Raw genomic sequence first — 18,442 nt, 5'->3', positions numbered from 1 at the left:
GGGTGCGGGCGTCGTGCGCGCGTGCCCTGTGGGGATGGCACCTGTCCGGTCCCCGTAGAATCAACGGCCGTGACACAGCCCAGCAATGAGCGCGGCCAGGGGGCCGCCGACGTCGACCTGCCCACCCAGTACCGTCCGGCGGACGTCGAAGGACGGCTCTACGAGCGGTGGGTATCGGCGGGGCTGTTCACCGCCGACCCCGGCCGGGCACCCGACCGGCCGCACTTCTCCGTCGTGATCCCGCCGCCGAACGTCACCGGCTCGCTCCACATGGGGCACGCGCTCGACCACTCGATCCAGGACACGCTGGTCCGCCGGCACCGGATGCTGGGGCACGAGACCCTGTGGCTGCCCGGCATGGACCACGCGGGCATCGCCACCCAGAACGTGGTGGAGCGCGAGCTGGCCAAGGAGGGTGTGTCGCGGCACGACCTCGGGCGCGAGGCGTTCATCGAGCGGGTGTGGGAGTGGAAGGCCGAGTCCGGCGGGCGGATCCTCGGCCAGATGCGCCGCCTCGGCGACAGCGTCGACTGGACGCGCGAGGCGTTCACGATGGACGACGCGCGCGCCACCGCCGTCCGGACGATCTTCAAGCGGCTGTTCGACGACGGGCTGATCTACCGGGCCGAGCGCATCATCAACTGGTGCCCGCGCTGCCTGACGGCCCTGTCCGACATCGAGGTCGAGCACGAGGACGTCGACGGCGAGCTGGTGTCGATCCGGTACGGCTCGGGCGAGGACGAGATCGTCGTCGCGACCACGCGGGCCGAGACGATGCTCGGCGACACCGCCGTGGCCGTCCACCCCGACGACGAGCGGTACGCGCACCTGGTCGGCCGGGAGATCGAGCTTCCGCTGACCGGCCGCCGCATCCCGGTGGTGGCCGACGAGCACGTCGACCCGGAGTTCGGGACGGGCGCGGTGAAGGTGACCCCGGCGCACGACCCGAACGACTTCGAGATCGGCCGCCGGCACTCGCTGGAATCCCTGACGATCATGGACGAGCGCGGCGTTGTCACCGCGTCCGGCCCGTTCGAGGGGCTCGACCGGTTCGAGGCGCGGCCCGCGGTGGTGGCGGCGCTGCGCGAGCAGGGCCGCATCGTCAAGGAGGTCCGCCCCTACGGGCACTCGGTCGGGCACTGCCAGCGCTGCGCCACGGTCGTCGAGCCGCGGGTGTCGCTGCAGTGGTTCGTGAAGGTCGAGTCGCTGGCGAAGGCGGCGGGCGACGCCGTCCGCGACGGCCGCGTCGCGATCCACCCGCCGGAGATGGCGGCCCGCTACTTCGAGTGGGTCGACAACATGCACGACTGGTGCATCAGCCGGCAGCTGTGGTGGGGGCACCGCATCCCCGTCTGGTACGGGCCGGGCGGCGAGGTCGTCTGCCCGGGGCCCGGCGAGGAGCCGCCCGCCGGCTGGACGCAGGACTCCGACGTCCTCGACACCTGGTTCTCCTCGGCGCTGTGGCCGTTCTCCACCCTCGGCTGGCCGGACGAGACGCCCGAGCTGAAGCGGTTCTACCCGACGTCGGTGCTGGTCACCGGCTACGACATCCTGTTCTTCTGGGTCGCCCGGATGATGATGTTCGGGCTGTACGCGATGGACGGCGTCCAGCCGTTCCACACCATCGCCCTGCACGGGATGGTCCGCGACCAGTACGGCAAGAAGATGTCGAAGTCGTTCGGGAACGTCATCGACCCGCTCGACTGGATCGACGCCTACGGCGCCGACGCGACCCGCTTCACGCTGCTGCGCGGCGCGAACCCGGGCGGCGACGTCCCGGTGGCGGAGCAGTGGGCGCAGGGGTCGCGCAACTTCTGCAACAAGCTGTGGAACGCGACGCGGTTCGCGCTCATCAACGGCGCCCACGTCCGCGGGGAGATGCCCGCGGAGGTGACCACCGTGGACGCCTGGATCCTGTCGCGGCTTCAGACGGTCATCGGCGAGGTGGACGCGCACCTGGAGAACTACGACTTCGCGAAGGCGTGCGAGGCGCTCTACCACTTCGCGTGGGACGAGGTCTGCGACTGGTACGTGGAGCTGGCGAAGGTCCAGCTCGCGGACGAGCGGGCCGAGCCGACGCGCCGCGTCCTCGGCGAGGTCCTCGACAAGCTGCTGCGGCTGCTGCACCCGGTGATCCCGTTCGTCACCGAGGAGCTGTGGACGTCCCTGACCGGGGGCGACACGGTCGTCACCGCGCCGTGGCCGTCCGCCGAGCCCGCCCGCGCCGACCGGGCGGCCGAGGCCGCGGTCGAGTCGCTGCAGCGCCTCGTCACCGAGGTCCGCCGGTTCCGCGCCGATCAGGGCCTCAAGCCGGGCCAGAAGGTCGCCGCGTCGCTGGAGTGGGGCGGCTCGCCGCTCGCCGCGCACGAGGAGGGCGTCCGCTCGCTGCTGCGGCTCACCGAACCGGGCGAGGGGTTCTCGGCGACGGCGTCGCTGCCGGTGGAGGGCGTCACCGTCCGGCTGGACACCGCGGGCGTCATCGACGTGGCCGCCGAGCGCAAGCGGCTGGAGAAGGACCTCGCCGCCGCGCGCAAGGAGGTCGAGCAGGCGACCCGCAAGCTGGGCAACGAGGCGTTCATGGCGAAGGCGCCCGAGGCCGTCGTCGCCAAGAACCGGGAGCGGCTGGCGCAGGCGGAGGCCGACATCAGCCGGCTGGAGTCGCAGCTGGCCGGCCTGCCGGCCTGATCACGCGGAGCGACGGCGCGGTCCGGCCCCGCGAAGGGTCGGCGCGCCGTGCCCGTCGCGGCTACGATCCGTGGTGGCACGCGCGCTTTGCCAGGACATGAACCATCAGGAGTGCAATGGCCGAATCACCACCTCGGTCCGACACGCCGGACTCCGCATCCGGTGATGACCTGAACGCGCCGCAGGTCGTGGCGGACGGGGAAGCTCCGGAGCGGGTCGCCACCGCGCCGGCGCCCTGGGGCGGCTCACGTCCGTGGTGGTCGACCGAATCGGCGGACGGAACGGGGCCGCAGCAGATGCCCATGGGGGCGAACGGAACCGGACCGCACACGATGCCCGCGGCCCCGAACGGCTCGGGCGCGCATCCGGTGGTCGGCGGGACGGGCCCGCTGGGCGTCCTGCCCGACGGCACGGGCCCGCACGGGGTCCTCCCGGACGGCACCGGCCCGCTGCAGGCGGTCCCCGGGCAGGCGCCGCCCGCCAAGAAGAAGCGGCTGCCCTGGTTCGCGCTGGGCGCGACGACGGCGGTGGTCGCGGCCGCCGCCCTGGTGGCGGGCGTGTTCGTGTTCCGGCTGAGCGGCGAGGCCGGCGGCAGCGCCGACCGGGACGCCCGCACCGCCGGCGCCCCGGCCTCCGAGAAGATCATCGAGGCGGGCGGCAGCGCGGGCGGCCTCGCCAAGGACCCGCTGACCCCGCCGCAGGCGAGCGCGGCGTACCCGTTCGTCGCGGCGGCGATCAGGGCGGCCGGCATCCCGGCCTCCGAGCGCGGCGAGGCCGTGTACAGCGAGGAGCCCGCACGGCCGGTCAACGTCCTGTTCATGGGCGGGACGGGCCGGGTCGGCAACCCCGAGGCGTTTCTGCAGAAGGTGCAGCCCACGACGTTCATCGCCGGGCAGGACGCCGACCCCGGCAGGCGCGGCGGCAAGGCCGTCTGCGGGACGTTCGCCGTCCTCGCCGAGACCCACACCTTCTGCGCGTGGGCGACCCGCGACTCCTACGGCGTCGTGGCCTCCAACCGGGCCACGCTGAACCCGCAGTTCCCGCTGATGGCGGACGTCATGCGCCGGATCAGGAACGACGTGGAGAAGCCGCGCTGAACAGCCGCTCGGTGCCGGCGTCGACGGCGTCCAGGACGAGCCCGGCGAAGTAGCCGGTGCCGAGCACGACCACGCGGTGCCCGAGGGTGGCGAGGGACTCGGGGGTGACGGCGTCCGGGCCGATGACGTCCCAGCCGGGCGGCAGCGCGCGGGTGAACCGCAGGTGCGGCAGCGCCAGCCGCACGAACGTCACGGGCAGCCCGGCCAGTTCGGCGGCGGCGCCGTCGAGGTCCTTGTGGTCGGGGAGGCAGACGACGGCGTGGTCGATCGTCCCCCACGCGCGCCGCGCCTGCGCGAGGGCGGCGGCGATCCCCGCCCGGTCGATGGCGGAGTCGACGAGCAGCCGCGTCGCCGACCCGGGCACGTCGTGCGTCGACAGGCGGCCGGGCAGCGCGACCGACGCCATGACCTGCCGGAGCGCCGCGGCCGGGGGTTCGGGGACGCCGGGGAGGCGGCGGGCCGCGGCGACGCCCAGTTCGGCGCTGACGCGGCCGAGCCCGGCGGGCAGCAGGTCCGCCGACAGCCCGCTCCCGCCCTCCTCGACGTGCTCCACGGCTCCGAGCGCGCCGGCGACCTCCGGGGACTGCGGCGCCGACAGGACGACCGTCCCCGGACCCGCGACGCCGCGCTTCTCCCGCGCGATCTCCGCGGGCGTCTCCCCGAGGACGCCGGCGTGTTCGAGGAAGACCGGCGTGATCGCGGCGACGTCCGGCGGGAACAGCGCGGCCTCGTCGGACCGCCCGCCCATCCCCGCCTCCAGCACGAGGGCGTCCGCGCCGGCGCGCCGCGCGTGCAGGACCCCGGCGAGCGTGAACAGCCCGGCGGGCGACAGGTATCCGCCCGCGGGCGGCGGAAGCGCCGCGATCCCCTCGCCGAGGAGGTCCGCCAGGGAGGCGAGTTCCGCTTCGGAAACGGCACGGCCGTCCACCCGGATCCTTTCGCGGTCCGTGCGCAGTGCGGGACTCGTGACCGTGCACACGCGCAGGCCGGCCGCGGCCAGGAATGCCGAAGCGTACGTCGCCGCCGTTCCCTTTCCTTTCGACCCCACGACGGTCAGGACGGGCATCTCCGGCGAAAGTAGACCGAGGGCGCTCGCCAGGGTCCGGGCTCGTCCTATATCGCGGGTTTCGCCGGGATTGCGGCCCTGCCATTCCCGGTAGAACACGTCCATGCCTCCAGTGTGGTGCCGGACGGGACCACCGGCGCCCGCCGAGTAGGCTCTGTGAACGTGAGCCAGGTACCCGAGCCGACCGACTACCGCAGCACCGTCGCCGCGATCATGGCCCGGGGGGTGGAGTGGGAGATCGATCCCACGCTCGACCGCATCCGGGACCTCGTCGACGTCCTCGGCGAGCCGCACCGCGCCTACCCGGTGATCCACATCGCCGGGACGAACGGGAAGACGAGCACCGCCCGGCTCATCGAGGCGCTGCTGCGCGAGCGCGGCCTGCGCACCGGGCTGTTCACCAGCCCCGAGCTGACCACGCTGCGCGAGCGCATCGCGATCGACGGCGAGCCGCTGAGCGAGGAGCGCTTCACCGAGACGTTCCAGGACGTGCTGCCCTACGTCCAGCTGATCGACGGCAAGCACCCGGTCGGCCTGTCGTTCTTCGAGGTCCTCACCGCGATGGCGTACGCGGCCTTCGCCGACGCGCCGGTCGACGTCGCGGTGGTCGAGACGGGCATGGGCGGGGCCTGGGACGCCACCAACGTCGCGGACGCCGCCGTCGCCGTGATCACCCCGATCGGGCTCGACCACACCCGCTACCTCGGCGACACGCTGGAGGAGATCGCCGCCGAGAAGGCGGGGATCATCAAGCCGCAGTCGGTCGCCGTACTGGCGCAGCAGCCGGTCGAGGCCGCCGAGGTGCTGCTGCGGCGGGTCGTGGAGACCGGCGCCGCGGCGGCGCGCGAGGGCGTCGAGTACGGCGTGCTGAGCCGCGACGTCGCCGTGGGCGGCCAGCAGGTGAGCCTGCGGGGCCTGCACGGCGGCTACGACGAGATCTTCCTCCCGCTGTTCGGCGAGCACCAGGCCGGCAACGCCGCGACGGCCCTCGCCGCCGTGGAGGCGTTCGCCAGCGGCGCGCCGACCAGGGGCGAGCCGAACCTGGAGGCCGCGACCCGCATCGCGCCCGGCGAGTCCTTCCTCGGCGGCGAGCAGGGCCAGCTCGACCCGGCGCTGGTGCGCAGCGGGTTCGCCAAGTCGGCGGCGCCGGGGCGGCTGGAGGTCGCCCGCACCGGGCCGACCGTCCTGCTCGACTCCGCGCACAACCCGGCCGGGATGGCCGCGACCGTCGCCACGATCACCGAGTCGTTCGGGTTCACCCGGCTCGCCGGCGTGCTCGCCATCGCCGCCGACAAGGACGTGGCGGGCGTCCTCGACCAGCTGGAGCCCGTCGTAGAGGAGCTCGTGGTGACCCGCAACTCCTCGCCCCGCTCGATGCCGCCCGAGGAACTCGCCGAGCTGGCCGGGAGCATCTTCGGCCCGGAGCGGATCCATCTCGCCCCGCGCCTGGACGACGCCATCGACCGGGCCATCGGGCTCGCCGAGGAGACCGGCGAGTACCGCGGCGCCGGCGTCCTGATCACCGGGTCGGTGATCACCGCCGGCGACGCCCGGACACTGCTGCGCGTAGCGGAAGGACGGTGACGGCCGCATGAGCACCGACAGAACCGCCGACAAGACCGCCGACGAGACCGCCGGCGGGCCCGCCGGGAAGGCCGCCGGCCGGGCCGCCAACCCGGCGCGGGCGCTGTTCGCCACCGTGCTCGCCTGCGAGGCCGTCGTGATCGCCCTGGCGATCCCGGTGGCGACGTCCATCATGGACGTGGACGCCGCGACCGCCGGCGCCGTCTGCGGCGGCCTCGCCGTCGCGTGCCTGCTGATGGCCGGGCTGCTGCGCTTCCCGTGGGCGGTGGCGGCGGGCACCGTGCTGCAGGTGCTGATCATCGCGACCGGGGTCATGGTGCCCGCCATGTTCTTCCTCGGCGCCGTCTTCGGCGCCCTCTGGGGAACGGCGATTTGGCTGGGACGCAAGGCGGCGGCCGTCCAGTCGCGCTAAATTCGCGGGGGACCGCACCCCTTTCCGTCCACCGCGCCGGCACATCAGATAATCATTCTGAATCCGGCATTCTTCCCTTTCTGGAATAAGCGCGTTCGGTGGACGGCGACCCGTGAAGGAGCGGGCCCTGTCCGAAGAAGCGCCGTCCACCAGAGTGCCGAGCCGGCCGCTCCCGGGCCCGCCGCCGGAGGGCGGCGCCCGGACGCGGCTCGCCGCCCTCGGTGCGCTGCTCCCCGCCCTCACCGCGCCGCCCGCCGCCGTCCTGGTGGTGCCCGACGCCGTCTTCCACGTCGTCCCCGCCGCGGCGAACGCGCTCGCGCTCGCCGACCACGAGATCCCCGCCCTGCTGCACGCCACCGGGGGCGCGCTGCCCGCCCTCCTGCTCACCGTGCCGCTCGCCGCGCTGGCCGCCCGCCGCCTTCCGGCCTGGGCCGTGCTCCTCACCGGCGCGGTCGTGCTGCTCGCCGGCCTCGGCGCCGCCCGGTTCGTCCCCTCGGTGCCGCTGGTGGCGGTCGTCCGGGCGGTGCAGGGCGTGGGCGCGGGCATCGTCCTCCCCGCCTCCCTCGTCCTGGTCTGGGAGCGCGGCGGCCGCGGACTCACCGCCGCCTGGGCGGGCGTCTTCGCCGGCATGCTGATCCTCGCCATGCCGCTCGCGCTGAGCGCCGTCCCGCCCGCCGACGGGACGGCCGCCGCCGACTGGCGCGAGGCCCTCGCTCCCGTCCCGTGGCCCGCGCTCGCCGCCGTCGCCGCCGCGGCCTGCCACCCGCTGCTGCGCGGGCGCGGCCCGTGGTCGCTGCCCGCCGCCCGGCAGGCCGAACGCGGCGAGCTGCTCCTTCCCCTGGTCCCCGCGACCGGGTTCACCTTCCTCTCGGTCGTCGCCGCCCACGACTGGTCGCCCGGCGCGCGGCTGGTCGTGGCGGCGACCGCGCTCGCCGCGCTGCTCGGCCTCGCGCTCGCCGGCGGCCGGGACACCGTGGCGGGCAGTCCGGAGGGATGCGCGATCGTCATGGTCGCCGTCGGGCTGCTCTGCCTCCCGGTCGCGGGGCCCATGGCGGGCCTGGCCTCCGCCACCGCACACGCGCGCGAGGCCGGCGCGGCCGTGCCCGCCCTTCCCTTCGCACCGGCCGCGGTCGCGGCCGTCATCGGGGCGCTCGCCTCGACCCGGGTGCCGGCGCACCGTGCCGTCCCGGCCGGCTACTTCCTGATGGCCACCGGGCTGCTCCTCGGCCTCGCCGCCGCCCCCTACGACCGCTGGACGCCGCTCCTGCCGCTCATACCGCTCGGCGCCGGAGCCGGGCTCGCGCTCGCCGCGTCCCTGCGCGGCGCGGGCGTCGGCTCCGCGCTCTACGGACTGTCCCTGTGCTTCCCGGCGCTGCTGGCCGGGCAGCTCCTCGTGCTGTCCCTGGAGGCGTCCCGGCTGGAGTCGCCGCGCCCGATGACGGAGACCCGGCGGGCGGACGCGCTCCTCGGCGCCTACCATGTATGGCTCGTGACCGCCGCGGTGACGGCCGTCCTCCTGGCCGCCGTGACCGCCCGCGCTCGCGCGCGACGCGCCGCGGCCGGCGGCGCGACTCTCCCGGGTAAGGCCGCCGCCGGGCCGGGGGACGGGTAGTATTCGCGCGCTTGCCCAAACCGAAATTCCCAAGGAGAACCACCCGTGTCCGAGCGCACTCTCGTTCTTGTCAAGCCCGACGGCGTCCGCCGCGGCGTCATCGGTGAGGTCGTCTCCCGCATCGAGCGCAAGGGCCTGAAGCTCGTCGCGCTGGAACTCCGCACCCTCACCAGGGAAACGGCCGAGTCGCACTACGAAGAGCACGCGAGCAAGCCGTTCTTCGGAGAACTCGTCGAGTTCATCACCGGCGGCCCGCTCGTCGCCATGGTCGTCGAGGGCCCGCGCGCCATCGAGGCGTTCCGGTCGCTGGCCGGCGCCACCGACCCGGTGAGCGCCTCGCCCGGCACGATCCGCGGCGACTTCGCCCTGGAGATCGGGGAGAACGTCGTCCACGGCTCGGACTCGACCTACTCCGCCGACCGCGAGATCAAGCTCTTCTTCCCCGAGCTGGGCTGACCATGCCCTGGCCCAGGGGAACAACCCCTGGGCCGCCACTTCCTTTAGTCGCCCGGGCAGGTCAGAGGCCGTTTTTTGGGCGACGCGCGGCGGCGCGCTTACTGCCTCCCGACGTGGCCGCGCGTTACGATGGACACGCCGCTATACACGCCCGTCAATCATGAAGGGCTCCCTTTCTTCATGGGTAACAAGTTGTCGTTCCTTGGCCGTGACATGGCGGTCGATCTCGGTACTGCCAACACCCTGGTGTACGTGCGCGGGCGTGGCATCGTCCTCAACGAACCGTCCGTGGTGGCGATCAACACCAACACGGGGAAGATCGTCGCGGTGGGCATCGAGGCGAAGCGGATGATCGGCCGCACACCCGGCAACATCGTCGCGGTCCGCCCGCTCAAGGACGGCGTCATCGCCGACTTCGACGTCACCGAGCGGATGCTGCGCTACTTCATCCAGAAGGTGCACAAGCGCCGGCACTTCGCCAAGCCGCGGATCGTGGTGGCGGTGCCGAGCGGGATCACCGGGGTGGAGCAGCGCGCGGTGAAGGAGGCCGGCTACCAGGCCGGCGCCCGCCGCGTCTACATCATCGAGGAGCCGATGGCCGCCGCGATCGGCTCCGGCCTGCCCGTCTACGAGCCGACCGGGAACATGGTCGTCGACATAGGGGGCGGCACCACCGAGGTCGCGATCATCTCCCTCGGCGGCATCGTCACCAGCCAGTCGGTCCGCGTCGGCGGCGACGAACTCGACCAGGCGATCATCTCCTTCTCCAAGAAGGAGTACTCGCTGATGCTCGGGGAACGTACCGCCGAAGAGATCAAGATGGCGATCGGGTCGGCCTATCCCGGCGGCGACGACGAGCCGCACGCCGAGATCCGCGGACGCGATCTGGTCAGCGGGCTGCCGAAGACCGTGGTGATCTCCGCGGAGGAGGTCCGGCGCGCGATCGAGGAGCCGGTCAACTCCGTGGTGGACGCGGTGAAGACCACCCTCGACAAGTGCCCGCCGGAGCTGTCCGGCGACATCATGGACCGCGGGATCGCGCTGACCGGCGGCGGCGCGCTGCTGAAGAACCTCGACGAGCGGCTCCGCGAGGAGACCGGGATGCCGATCCACCTCGTGGACAACCCGCTCGACTCGGTGGTCCTCGGCACCGGCAAGTGCGTCGAGGACTTCGAGGAGCTGCGGCAGGTCCTCGTACCCGAGCCGCGGCACTGAACACACCCCCCGATGGACTAGGACCCGGGCGGACTAGAAAACCGGAGGTCGGTGGGTGAAGGACACCCGGCGCACCCGCGTGGTCCTCGGCGCGCTGCTCGTCGTGGCGCTCGCGATGATCACCATTGACCATCGCGGCGGGGACGACTCCCCGCTGCGCGGCCTGCGCGGCATAGGCGCGGCGGTGTTCGGGCCCGTGGAACGGGCGTCGGCGTCCGTCGTGCGGCCCGTCACCGACACCTTCGAGACGATCGGTGACGCGCCCGGCCAGCGGCGCCGCGCCGACCGGCTGGAGCGGGAGAACCAGGAGCTGCGCGAGCGGCTGCGCGGCGCCCGCATCGACGAGGACAAGGCCGCGCAACTGCAGCGGCTGCTCGGCACCGCCGGAATGGGCGGCTACAAGATCCTCGCCGGTCAGGTGATCTCCGCGGGCCAGGGCTTCGAGGACACCGTCACGATCGACGTGGGCAGCCGCAGCGGCATCAAGCCCGACATGACCGTCATGAGCGGGGAGGGCCTCGTCGGCCGGGTCACCCGCGTCGGGCCCGCGACGGCGACCGTCCTGCTCGCCACCGACCAGACCTCCTCGGTCGGGTCCCGCCTGGAGGGCTCCAAGGAGATCGGCATCGTGCAGGGCGCCGGCCGCCGCGGCCTCGGCGGCCACAGCGAGACGCCGCTGCGCTTCCAGCTCCTGGACGCCGCCGCCCCGATCCACGTCGGGCAGCGGATCGTCACGCTCGGCTCGCAGGGCCAGCGGCCCTACGTCCCGGGCGTCCCGATCGGCGTCGTCGAGCGGATCGAACGCTCCACCGGCGGCCTGACCCGCACCGCCTACGTCCGGCCGTTCGTGCGCTTCACCAGCCTCGACGTCGTCGCCGTCGTCGTCGCGCCGCCGAAGAAGAACCCCCGCGACTCGGTCCTGCCCCCGAAACCGAAGCCGCCCGCGACGCCGTCCGCCGCGCCGAGCGCGAGTCCGTCGGCACGACCCTCCGCGAGCCCGCGCGGCGACGACTCGCCGGCCCGGCCGACGGCGACGCGGAGCCCGTCCACAGAACCGAACGCGGGGGACTGACGTGCTGAACCCACCCGAGGCGTCGCCGGCCGGACGCACCGCGGTGACCGCGGTGCTGATCGTGGCGGCGCTGATCCTGCAGGTGTCGGTCGCGAACCGGCTGCCGCTGCCCGGCGGCGTCCAGCCCGACCTGGTGCTGCTGACCGTCGTCGCGCTGGCGCTCGTCGCCGGGTCGATGACCGGCATGGTCACCGGGTTCCTGGCCGGCCTCGCCGCCGACATCATCCCGCCCGCCGACCACACCATCGGCCGGTACGCGCTGGTGTACTGCCTCATCGGCTACCTGTGCGGCGTCGCGTCCAGCGAGATGGACCGGCAGTCCGCCGTGCCGTTCTTCGCCGTCGCCGCGGGCGCCCTCGCCGGGACCGTCCTGTACGCCGGGACGGGCATGATGCTCGGCGACCCGCGCGCCGGATGGGCGACGGTCTCCAGCATGGTGCCGCTGCAGGTCCTCTACACCGTCCTCGCCAGCCCGTTCGTCGTATGGACGGTGCTGCGCGCCACCCGGCGGTACGAACGCGGCGAACGGTCCCGCGGGGACGGCCTGTCGGTGCCGGTCGCCCGCTACCGCGCCATGTCCGGCCGGGGTGGCGGCCTGTGAACCCGCGCACGCACTTCCGCCTCGTCGTCCTGTACGTGATGGTCGGCGTCCTGCTGCTCGTCCTGGTGGGGCGCATGTGGACGCTGCAGGTCCTCGAAGGCGACCACTACCGCGACATCGCCGCCCAGAACCGCATGCGCGACATCGTCGTCCCGGCCCTGCGCGGCATGATCCTCGACGACCGCGGCCGGCCCCTCGCCCGCAACACCAGCTCGCTGGTCATCTCCGTCGATCGGACCACGCTGTCGCGGCAGGACGACGGCGGCGAGGCCGTGCTGCGCCGCCTCGCGGGCGTCCTCGGGATGACCTACGACGAGGTCGGCAAGCGGATCCGGCTGTGCAGCCCCACCGTCCAGCGGCCGTGCTGGCCCGGCTCGCCGTACCAGCCGATCCCCGTCGTGGACCACGCCGACCCCCAGCGCGCCCTGCAGATCATGGAGCGCCAGGAGGACTTCCCCGGCGTCACCGCGCAGATCCAGCCCGTCCGGAGCTACCCGGAGCCGGAGGGCGCGAGCGCCGTGCAGACCCTCGGCTACCTGCAGCCCGTCACCCAGGAGGAGCTCGACAAGCGCGAAGGGCTGAAGGTCACCGGCTACAGCGGCGTCGACCTCGTCGGACGCGACGGGCTGGAGGCGCAGTACGACAAGGCGCTGCGCGGGGAGGCCGGCTACCGCCGCGTCCTCGTCGACGCGCAGGGCCGCGTCACCGGCATCGCCGAGAAGAAGGAGCCCGTCCCCGGCAACCACCTCGTCACCAGCATCGACGCCGGGGTGCAGGGCGCGGCCGAGAAGGCGCTCGAAGAGGGGATCAAGGAGGCGCGGCGCGGCGGCCGGCCCGCCGACTCCGGCGCCGCCGTGGTGATGGACGTGCGCACCGGCCGGCTCGTCGCGACGGCGAGCTACCCGAGCTACGACCCGAGCGTATGGACGGGCGGCATCTCCCAGAAGAAGTACGACGAGCTCCTGGGCGAGAAGAACAACAGCCCGCTGATCTCCCGGGTGACGCAGGGACAGGGCCCGCCGGGCTCCACGTTCAAGGTGTCGTCGATGGCCGCCGCGGTGAAGGCCGGCTACGACCTGCACGGCACCTACAGCTGCCCCGGGTCGTACATGGTCGGCAGCCGCGCGTTCAACAACTTCCAGAGCGCCAACCTCGGCTCGATGAACCTGCACACGGCCCTCGTGAAGTCCTGCGACACGATCTTCTACCGGTTCGCGCACGAGATGTGGCTCCGCAACGGCGGCCGGAACGCCCCGCCGGACGCGAAGAACCCGATGGTGGAGATGGCGCGCGGCTTCGGCTTCGACGCCCGCACCGGCATCGACCTGCCGAGCGAGAGCCCCGGCCGCATCCCCGACCGGCAGTGGAAGCGCCAGTACTGGGAGGCGACCAGGGAGGCCAACTGCCGCGGCGCCAAGGAGGGCTACCCGGAGGTCGCCAAGACCGACCCGGGACGCGCCGCCTACCTCAAGGCCGTCGCCAACGAGAACTGCCTCGAAGGCCACGTGTGGCGCGCCGGCGACGCGGCCAACCTGTCGATCGGCCAGGGCAACGTGCTGGTGACGCCGCTGCAGCTCGTCCGCGCCTACGCGGCGATCGCCAACGGCGGCAAGCTGCACACGCCGCGCATCGGCGTCGCGGTCATGCGGCCGGACGGCACGGTCGCCGAGCGGATCAAGGCGCCGGAGCCCGTGCGGGTGCCCATCGACGAGAAGGTCCTCGCCTACATGCGCAAGGCGCTCGCCAAGGTGCCCACGGACGGCACCGCCGGCGGGGCGTTCGCCGGGTTCGACCTGAAGCGCGTCGCCGTGGCAGGCAAGACCGGGACCGCCGAGCGCTACGGCCACGCGGACATGTCATGGTTCGCGTCCTTCGGCCCGGCGAAGGAGCCGCGCTACGCCGTGGTCGCGATGGTCTCCCAGGGCGGCTTCGGGGCGCAGACGGCCGCGCCGATCGTCCGCAAGATCTGGGAGGCCATGTACGGCACCAAGGACCGCAAGGCGGTCCTGGAGAACGGCGAGGTCCCCGCCGGCCTGCCGAAGCTCCCCGGCTCCGAGACCGCGCCGTGAGCGGGGTCGTCGAGGGGTACGGGGAGCGGCGGCACTGGACCAGCCGGGTCGCGGTGATGCGGCGGCTCGACTGGCCGCTGCTGGTGGCCGTCCTGGTGCTGTCGGTGGTCGGCGCGCTGCTGGTGCGGTCGGCGACGTTCCAGGGACTCGCCGAGCAGGGCAAGGACCCGGAAGGCTTCGTCAAGCGGCACGTCCTGAACCTGCTGATCGGGTTCGTGCTCGGCGGCGTCGTGACCGTCCTGGACTACCGGCTGCTGCGCGCCTACGTCCCCATCCTGTACGGGGTGGCCTGCGTGGGGCTGGTCGCCGTGCTCAGCCCGCTCGGCGAGACGATCAACGGGTCGCACTCGTGGATCGTGCTCGGCGGCGGGTTCCAGGTCCAGCCGTCGGAGTTCGCCAAGGTCGGCATCGTGGTGCTGCTCGCGATGATCCTCGGCGAGCCGCGCGACGGCGAGATCGGGCCCGGCGTCCGAGACGTGGTGCTCGCGCTCGTGCTGGCCGGCGTGCCCGCCCTGCTGATCATCCTGCAGCCCGACCTCGGCACGACGCTCGTGTTCGTCGCGGTCGTGTTCGGGATGCTGACGGTGTCCGGCGTGCGCAAGCGGTGGCTCGCCGGGCTGGTCGGCGCCGGCGCGGCCGCGATCGTCCTGGTGCTGCTCTTCGGCCTGCTGGAGCAGTACCAGATCGACCGCTTCACCGCGTTCATGAACCCGGACGCCGACCCCCGCGGCGCCGGCTACAACGCCCGGCAGGCCCGCATCGCGGTCGGGTCGGGCGGCGTGTTCGGCAAGGGCCTGTTCCAGGGGGAGCAGACCGGCGGCCACTTCGTGCCCGAACAGCAGACCGACTTCATCTTCACGGTCGCGGGGGAGGAACTCGGCTTCGTCGGCGGGGCCGTCATCGTCGCGCTGCTCGGCGTGGTGCTGTGGCGCGGGCTGCGCATCGCGACCCAGGCCGCCGACCTGTTCGGGACGCTGGTCGCGACCGGTGTCGTGTGCTGGCTCGGGTTCCAGACGTTCCAGAACGTCGGGATGTCGATCGGCATCATGCCGATCACCGGGCTGCCGCTCCCGTTCGTGTCCTACGGCGGCTCCGCCACCTTCGCCAACATGATCGCCTTCGGGCTGCTGCAGGCGGTGCACGTACGCCGCCGCGCCTTCGACTGAGCGGCGGTAGGCTGGCCGTACATCCCACGTCCCCTGCACGGAGGATTCCGTCATGCCGGTCGAGTCGCTCTTCCCGCGTCTGGAGCCGCTCCTCCCGAGCGTGCAGAAGCCGATTCAGTACGTCGGCGGCGAGCTGAACTCCCAGATCAAGGACTGGGACGCGGCCGAGGTCCGCTGGGCGCTGATGTACCCGGACGCCTACGAGGTCGGGCTGCCGAACCAGGGCGTCCAGATCCTTTACGAGATCCTGAACGAGCGCGAGGGCGTGCTGGCGGAGCGGACCTACTCGGTCTGGCCCGACATGGAGGCCGTCATGCGCGACAACGGCATCCCGCAGTTCACCGTCGACGCGCACCGCCCGGTCACCGCGTTCGACGTGTTCGGCGTGTCGTTCTCCACCGAGCTCGGCTACACGAACCTGCTGACCGCCCTCGACCTGGCGGGCATCCCGCTGGACGCCGCCGACCGCACCGACGACCACCCGATCGTCGTCGCGGGCGGGCACGCCGCGTTCAACCCCGAGCCGATCGCCGACTTCCTCGACGCCGCCGTCCTCGGCGACGGCGAGGAGATCGCGCTCGGCATCACCGAGGTCGTCCGCGAGTGGAAGGCCGAGGGGTGCCCCGGCGGCCGGGACGAGCTGCTGCTGCGCCTCGCCGCGTCCGGCGGCGTCTACGTGCCGCGCTTCTACGACGTCACCTACCTGCCGGACGGCAGGATCCAGCGGGTCGCGCCGAACCGCCCGGGGGTGCCGTGGCGGATCGAGAAGCACACCGTCATGGACCTCGACCAGTGGCCCTACCCGAAGAAGCCGCTGGTGCCGCTCGCCGAGACCGTCCACGAGCGGTACAGCGTGGAGATCTTCCGCGGCTGCACGCGCGGCTGCCGGTTCTGCCAGGCCGGCATGATCACCCGTCCGGTGCGGGAGCGGTCGATCACCACGATCGGCGACATGGTCGAGACGGGCCTCAAGCAGTCGGGCTTCGAGGAGGTCGGGCTGCTCAGCCTGTCCAGCGCCGACCACAGCGAGATCGGCGACGTCGCCAAGGGCCTCGCCGACCGCTACGAGGGCACCAACACCTCGCTGTCGCTGCCGTCCACCCGCGTGGACGCCTTCAACATCACCCTCGCCAACGAGTTCTCCCGCGGCGGGCGCCGCTCCGGCCTGACGTTCGCGCCCGAGGGCGGCTCCGAGCGGATGCGCAAGGTCATCAACAAGATGGTCAGCGAGGACGACCTCATCCGCACCGTGACCACCGCCTACGAGAACGGCTGGCGGCAGGTCAAGCTGTACTTCATGTGCGGCCTGCCCACCGAGGAGGACGAGGACGTCCTCGCGATCGCCGACATGGCCAAGCGCGTCATCCGCGCCGGCCGCGATGCCACCGGCCGCAAGGACATTCGCTGCACGGTCTCCATCGGCGGGTTCGTGCCCAAGCCGCACACCCCGTTCCAGTGGGCCGCGCAGTGCGACCACGAGACCGTCGACCGCCGCCTGAGCGCCCTCAAGGACGCCCTGCGCGGCGACAAGGAGTACGGCCGCGCCATCGGCCTGCGCTACCACGACGGGCAGCCGTCCATTGTGGAGGGCCTGCTGTCGCGCGGCGACCGCCGCGTCGGCAAGGTCATCCGCGCGGTGTGGGAGGACGGCGGCCGCTTCGACGGCTGGAGCGAGCACTTCTCCTACGAGCGCTGGACGAACTGCACCCAGAAGGCACTGGCGGACGAGCCGGTCGACCTCGACTGGTACACCGTCCGGGAGCGCGACGAGGTCGAGGTCCTCCCGTGGGACCACCTCGACGCCGGCCTCGACCGGGAGTGGCTCTGGCAGGACTGGCAGGACGCCCTCGACGAGACCGAGGTCGAGGACTGCCGCTGGACGCCCTGCTACGACTGCGGCGTCTGCCCCACGATGGGCACCGAGATCCAGATCGGACCCACCGGCCGGAAGCTGCTGCCGCTGTCGGTCGTCTGACCGCCTCCGGCCGGGACGTGCGCCCCGCCCGGGCGGCGCATGCCCGAAAACGGCCGCGTGAACGCCCTGTACTGCGCGCCTCCCGGGTTCGCGGGGCCGCCCCAGGACCAAAGGCCGCCGGGCGACCCGTACTCTATAGGGAGACCTATATTTCGACTCGCCACGAGTAGGAAGGACCAGAACCCTGGCACCCATGCCGGAGGGTCCGGCGCCGGCCCCCGTGACCCAGCGACTGCGCGTCCGCTACACCAAGCGGGGCAGGCTGCGGTTCACGAGCCACCGCGACATTTCCCGGGCCGTGGAACGCGCCGTCAGGCGCGCCGGGATCCCTGTCGCGTTCAGCGGCGGATTCACCCCCCACCCGAAGATCTCATACGCGGGTGCGGCGGCGACAGGGGTGGCCAGCGAGGCCGAGTACCTCGAAATCGGGCTCACCGAGACCCGCGACCCTGCGCGGGTCCGGGCCGATCTCGACGCGGCCCTGCCCCCCGGGCTCGACATCGTCGATGTCGTGCCGGTACGGGCGGGACGCGGCGGAGAGGCGCAGCCGAAACCCGGCGCGTTCACCGATCGGCTCGAGGCGTCCGAATGGCGGATCCGGCTGGAGGGCGTGTCATCCGACGATGCCGCCGCCGCCGTGGCCGCCTTCATGGCCGCCGAGACGATCGAGGTCGAGCGCCTCACCAAGAAGGGGCGACGCCGTTTCGACGTGCGCGCCGCCGTCCACACCTGTGAGCTGGACCGGCGCGCCGCGCGAGCGGCCGATGCCCCTTGTGCGATACTTCGAATGGTTGTTCGGCATTCCACACCGGCCGTACGACCCGACGACATCCTCACCGGACTGCGCCAGGTCGCCGACCTCGCGCCGCCGTCACCCCCGCTGGTGACCAGGCTGGCGCAGGGGCCCCTTGACGCGGAAACCGGTGGCCTCGCGGATCCCCTGGATCCCGACCGGGAGATCGGCCTGCCGTCCGGCGATGACGCCGAGACGGCCCGCGGCCCGCAGCGGCCGCAGCCCGGGGACCTCGCGAGCGCGGATGCCGTCAGCGCCTGACCGGGGGACCGAAGCCGTGGCTGCACGGAACCGGTCCCGCAGGGTACGGCGGGCGCACCCCCGACGACTTCGTCGTCATGGCCGGACCACCGTCCGGCGATGACGACGCCGACGACTGACGGAGAGCTCTCGTGCGGCGCACCGCACCGATCCGCCCCCGGGCGGAGCGACGCGGACGCGCCCGGGAGCCTGACGGGAGATTGCCCGGATGCGTGAGAACGAAGCCGATGAGGCCACGGCCGAAGGCACCGACAACGGCACCGCCGACAACGAGCACACCGGAACGGAGACGGCGCAAGGCCCGGACACCGAGAACGCGGTGACGACGCGTCCCCGCCGCGCGAGGCGCCCCGCGGGCCCCCCGCCCGACGTGGAGAG

14 protein-coding genes are annotated in these 18,442 nt (G+C 73.0%); 13 read left to right on the top strand and 1 reads right to left on the bottom strand.

Translation table 11 applies throughout. From position 1 onward, the window contains the following. Positions 1-69: 69 nt before the first annotated feature. Complete coding sequence (locus E1200_RS18190) at positions 70-2,685, top strand: valine--tRNA ligase (RefSeq protein ID WP_131953230.1); 2,616 nt, start codon at positions 70-72, stop codon at positions 2,683-2,685. Between the two features lie 302 nt (positions 2,686-2,987). Next, positions 2,988-3,782 carry a hypothetical protein gene (locus tag E1200_RS18185; RefSeq protein WP_131953229.1) on the top strand — a complete coding sequence of 265 codons (795 nt, stop codon included), beginning with the start codon at positions 2,988-2,990 and terminating at the stop codon, positions 3,780-3,782. Here the strand turns inward: E1200_RS18185 and E1200_RS18180 are convergent. After that, positions 3,754-4,953, bottom strand: a complete 1,200-nt coding sequence (locus tag E1200_RS18180; protein ID WP_131953228.1) for a hypothetical protein — start codon at positions 4,951-4,953, stop codon at positions 3,754-3,756. The genes E1200_RS18185 and E1200_RS18180 overlap by 29 nt on opposite strands. A 108-nt stretch (positions 4,954-5,061) precedes the next feature. Here E1200_RS18180 and E1200_RS18175 point away from each other — a divergent pair, with 108 nt between their 5' ends. From E1200_RS18175 to E1200_RS18125, 11 genes are all read left to right on the top strand, one after another. Then, a complete protein-coding gene (locus tag E1200_RS18175) occupies positions 5,062-6,432 on the top strand; it encodes a folylpolyglutamate synthase/dihydrofolate synthase family protein (RefSeq protein WP_131953232.1) in 1,371 nt (456 codons plus the stop codon). A 7-nt stretch (positions 6,433-6,439) separates the two neighbouring features. Next, on the top strand, positions 6,440-6,844 hold the full coding sequence (locus tag E1200_RS18170; RefSeq protein WP_131953227.1) for a DUF4233 domain-containing protein: 405 nt from the start codon (positions 6,440-6,442) through the stop codon (positions 6,842-6,844). 112 nt (positions 6,845-6,956) lie between these two features. Next, positions 6,957-8,456: a hypothetical protein gene (locus tag E1200_RS33795; RefSeq protein ID WP_165950364.1), complete on the top strand. Its 1,500-nt coding sequence runs from the start codon at positions 6,957-6,959 to the stop codon at positions 8,454-8,456. A gap of 45 nt (positions 8,457-8,501) precedes the next feature. Continuing rightward, positions 8,502-8,912 (top strand): nucleoside-diphosphate kinase, encoded by a 411-nt coding sequence (ndk, locus tag E1200_RS18160; protein ID WP_131953226.1) that lies wholly within the window; start codon positions 8,502-8,504, stop codon positions 8,910-8,912. 192 nt (positions 8,913-9,104) lie between these two features. Beyond that, positions 9,105-10,127: a rod shape-determining protein gene (locus E1200_RS18155; RefSeq protein ID WP_347813224.1), complete on the top strand. Its 1,023-nt coding sequence runs from the start codon at positions 9,105-9,107 to the stop codon at positions 10,125-10,127. 55 nt (positions 10,128-10,182) lie between these two features. Further along, on the top strand, positions 10,183-11,199 hold the full coding sequence (mreC, locus tag E1200_RS18150) for a rod shape-determining protein MreC (RefSeq protein WP_131953224.1): 1,017 nt from the start codon (positions 10,183-10,185) through the stop codon (positions 11,197-11,199). Between the two features lies 1 nt (position 11,200). After that, on the top strand, positions 11,201-11,800 hold the full coding sequence (gene mreD, locus E1200_RS18145; RefSeq protein ID WP_131953223.1) for a rod shape-determining protein MreD: 600 nt from the start codon (positions 11,201-11,203) through the stop codon (positions 11,798-11,800). Further along, entirely contained in the window at positions 11,797-13,869 is a 2,073-nt protein-coding gene (mrdA, locus tag E1200_RS18140; RefSeq protein WP_131953222.1) for a penicillin-binding protein 2, read from the top strand. The genes mreD and mrdA overlap by 4 nt, the downstream gene beginning before the upstream one ends. After that, positions 13,866-15,035 carry a rod shape-determining protein RodA gene (gene rodA / locus E1200_RS18135; RefSeq protein WP_243708658.1) on the top strand — a complete coding sequence of 390 codons (1,170 nt, stop codon included), beginning with the start codon at positions 13,866-13,868 and terminating at the stop codon, positions 15,033-15,035. The genes mrdA and rodA overlap by 4 nt, the downstream gene beginning before the upstream one ends. A gap of 52 nt (positions 15,036-15,087) precedes the next feature. Further along, positions 15,088-17,010, top strand: coding sequence for a TIGR03960 family B12-binding radical SAM protein (locus tag E1200_RS18130; protein ID WP_131953221.1), 1,923 nt, complete (start codon positions 15,088-15,090; stop codon positions 17,008-17,010). A 193-nt stretch (positions 17,011-17,203) separates the two neighbouring features. After that, positions 17,204-18,064, top strand: a complete 861-nt coding sequence (locus E1200_RS18125; RefSeq protein ID WP_131953220.1) for a TIGR03936 family radical SAM-associated protein — start codon at positions 17,204-17,206, stop codon at positions 18,062-18,064. The last annotated feature ends 378 nt before the right edge of the window (positions 18,065-18,442 follow it).

Origin of the sequence: Actinomadura sp. GC306, assembly GCF_004348665.1 — a bacterium.
Lineage (GTDB): Bacteria > Actinomycetota > Actinomycetes > Streptosporangiales > Streptosporangiaceae > Spirillospora.
Note: the sequence above shows the minus strand (reverse complement) of the source record. Positions and strands in the feature narration are given on the sequence as shown.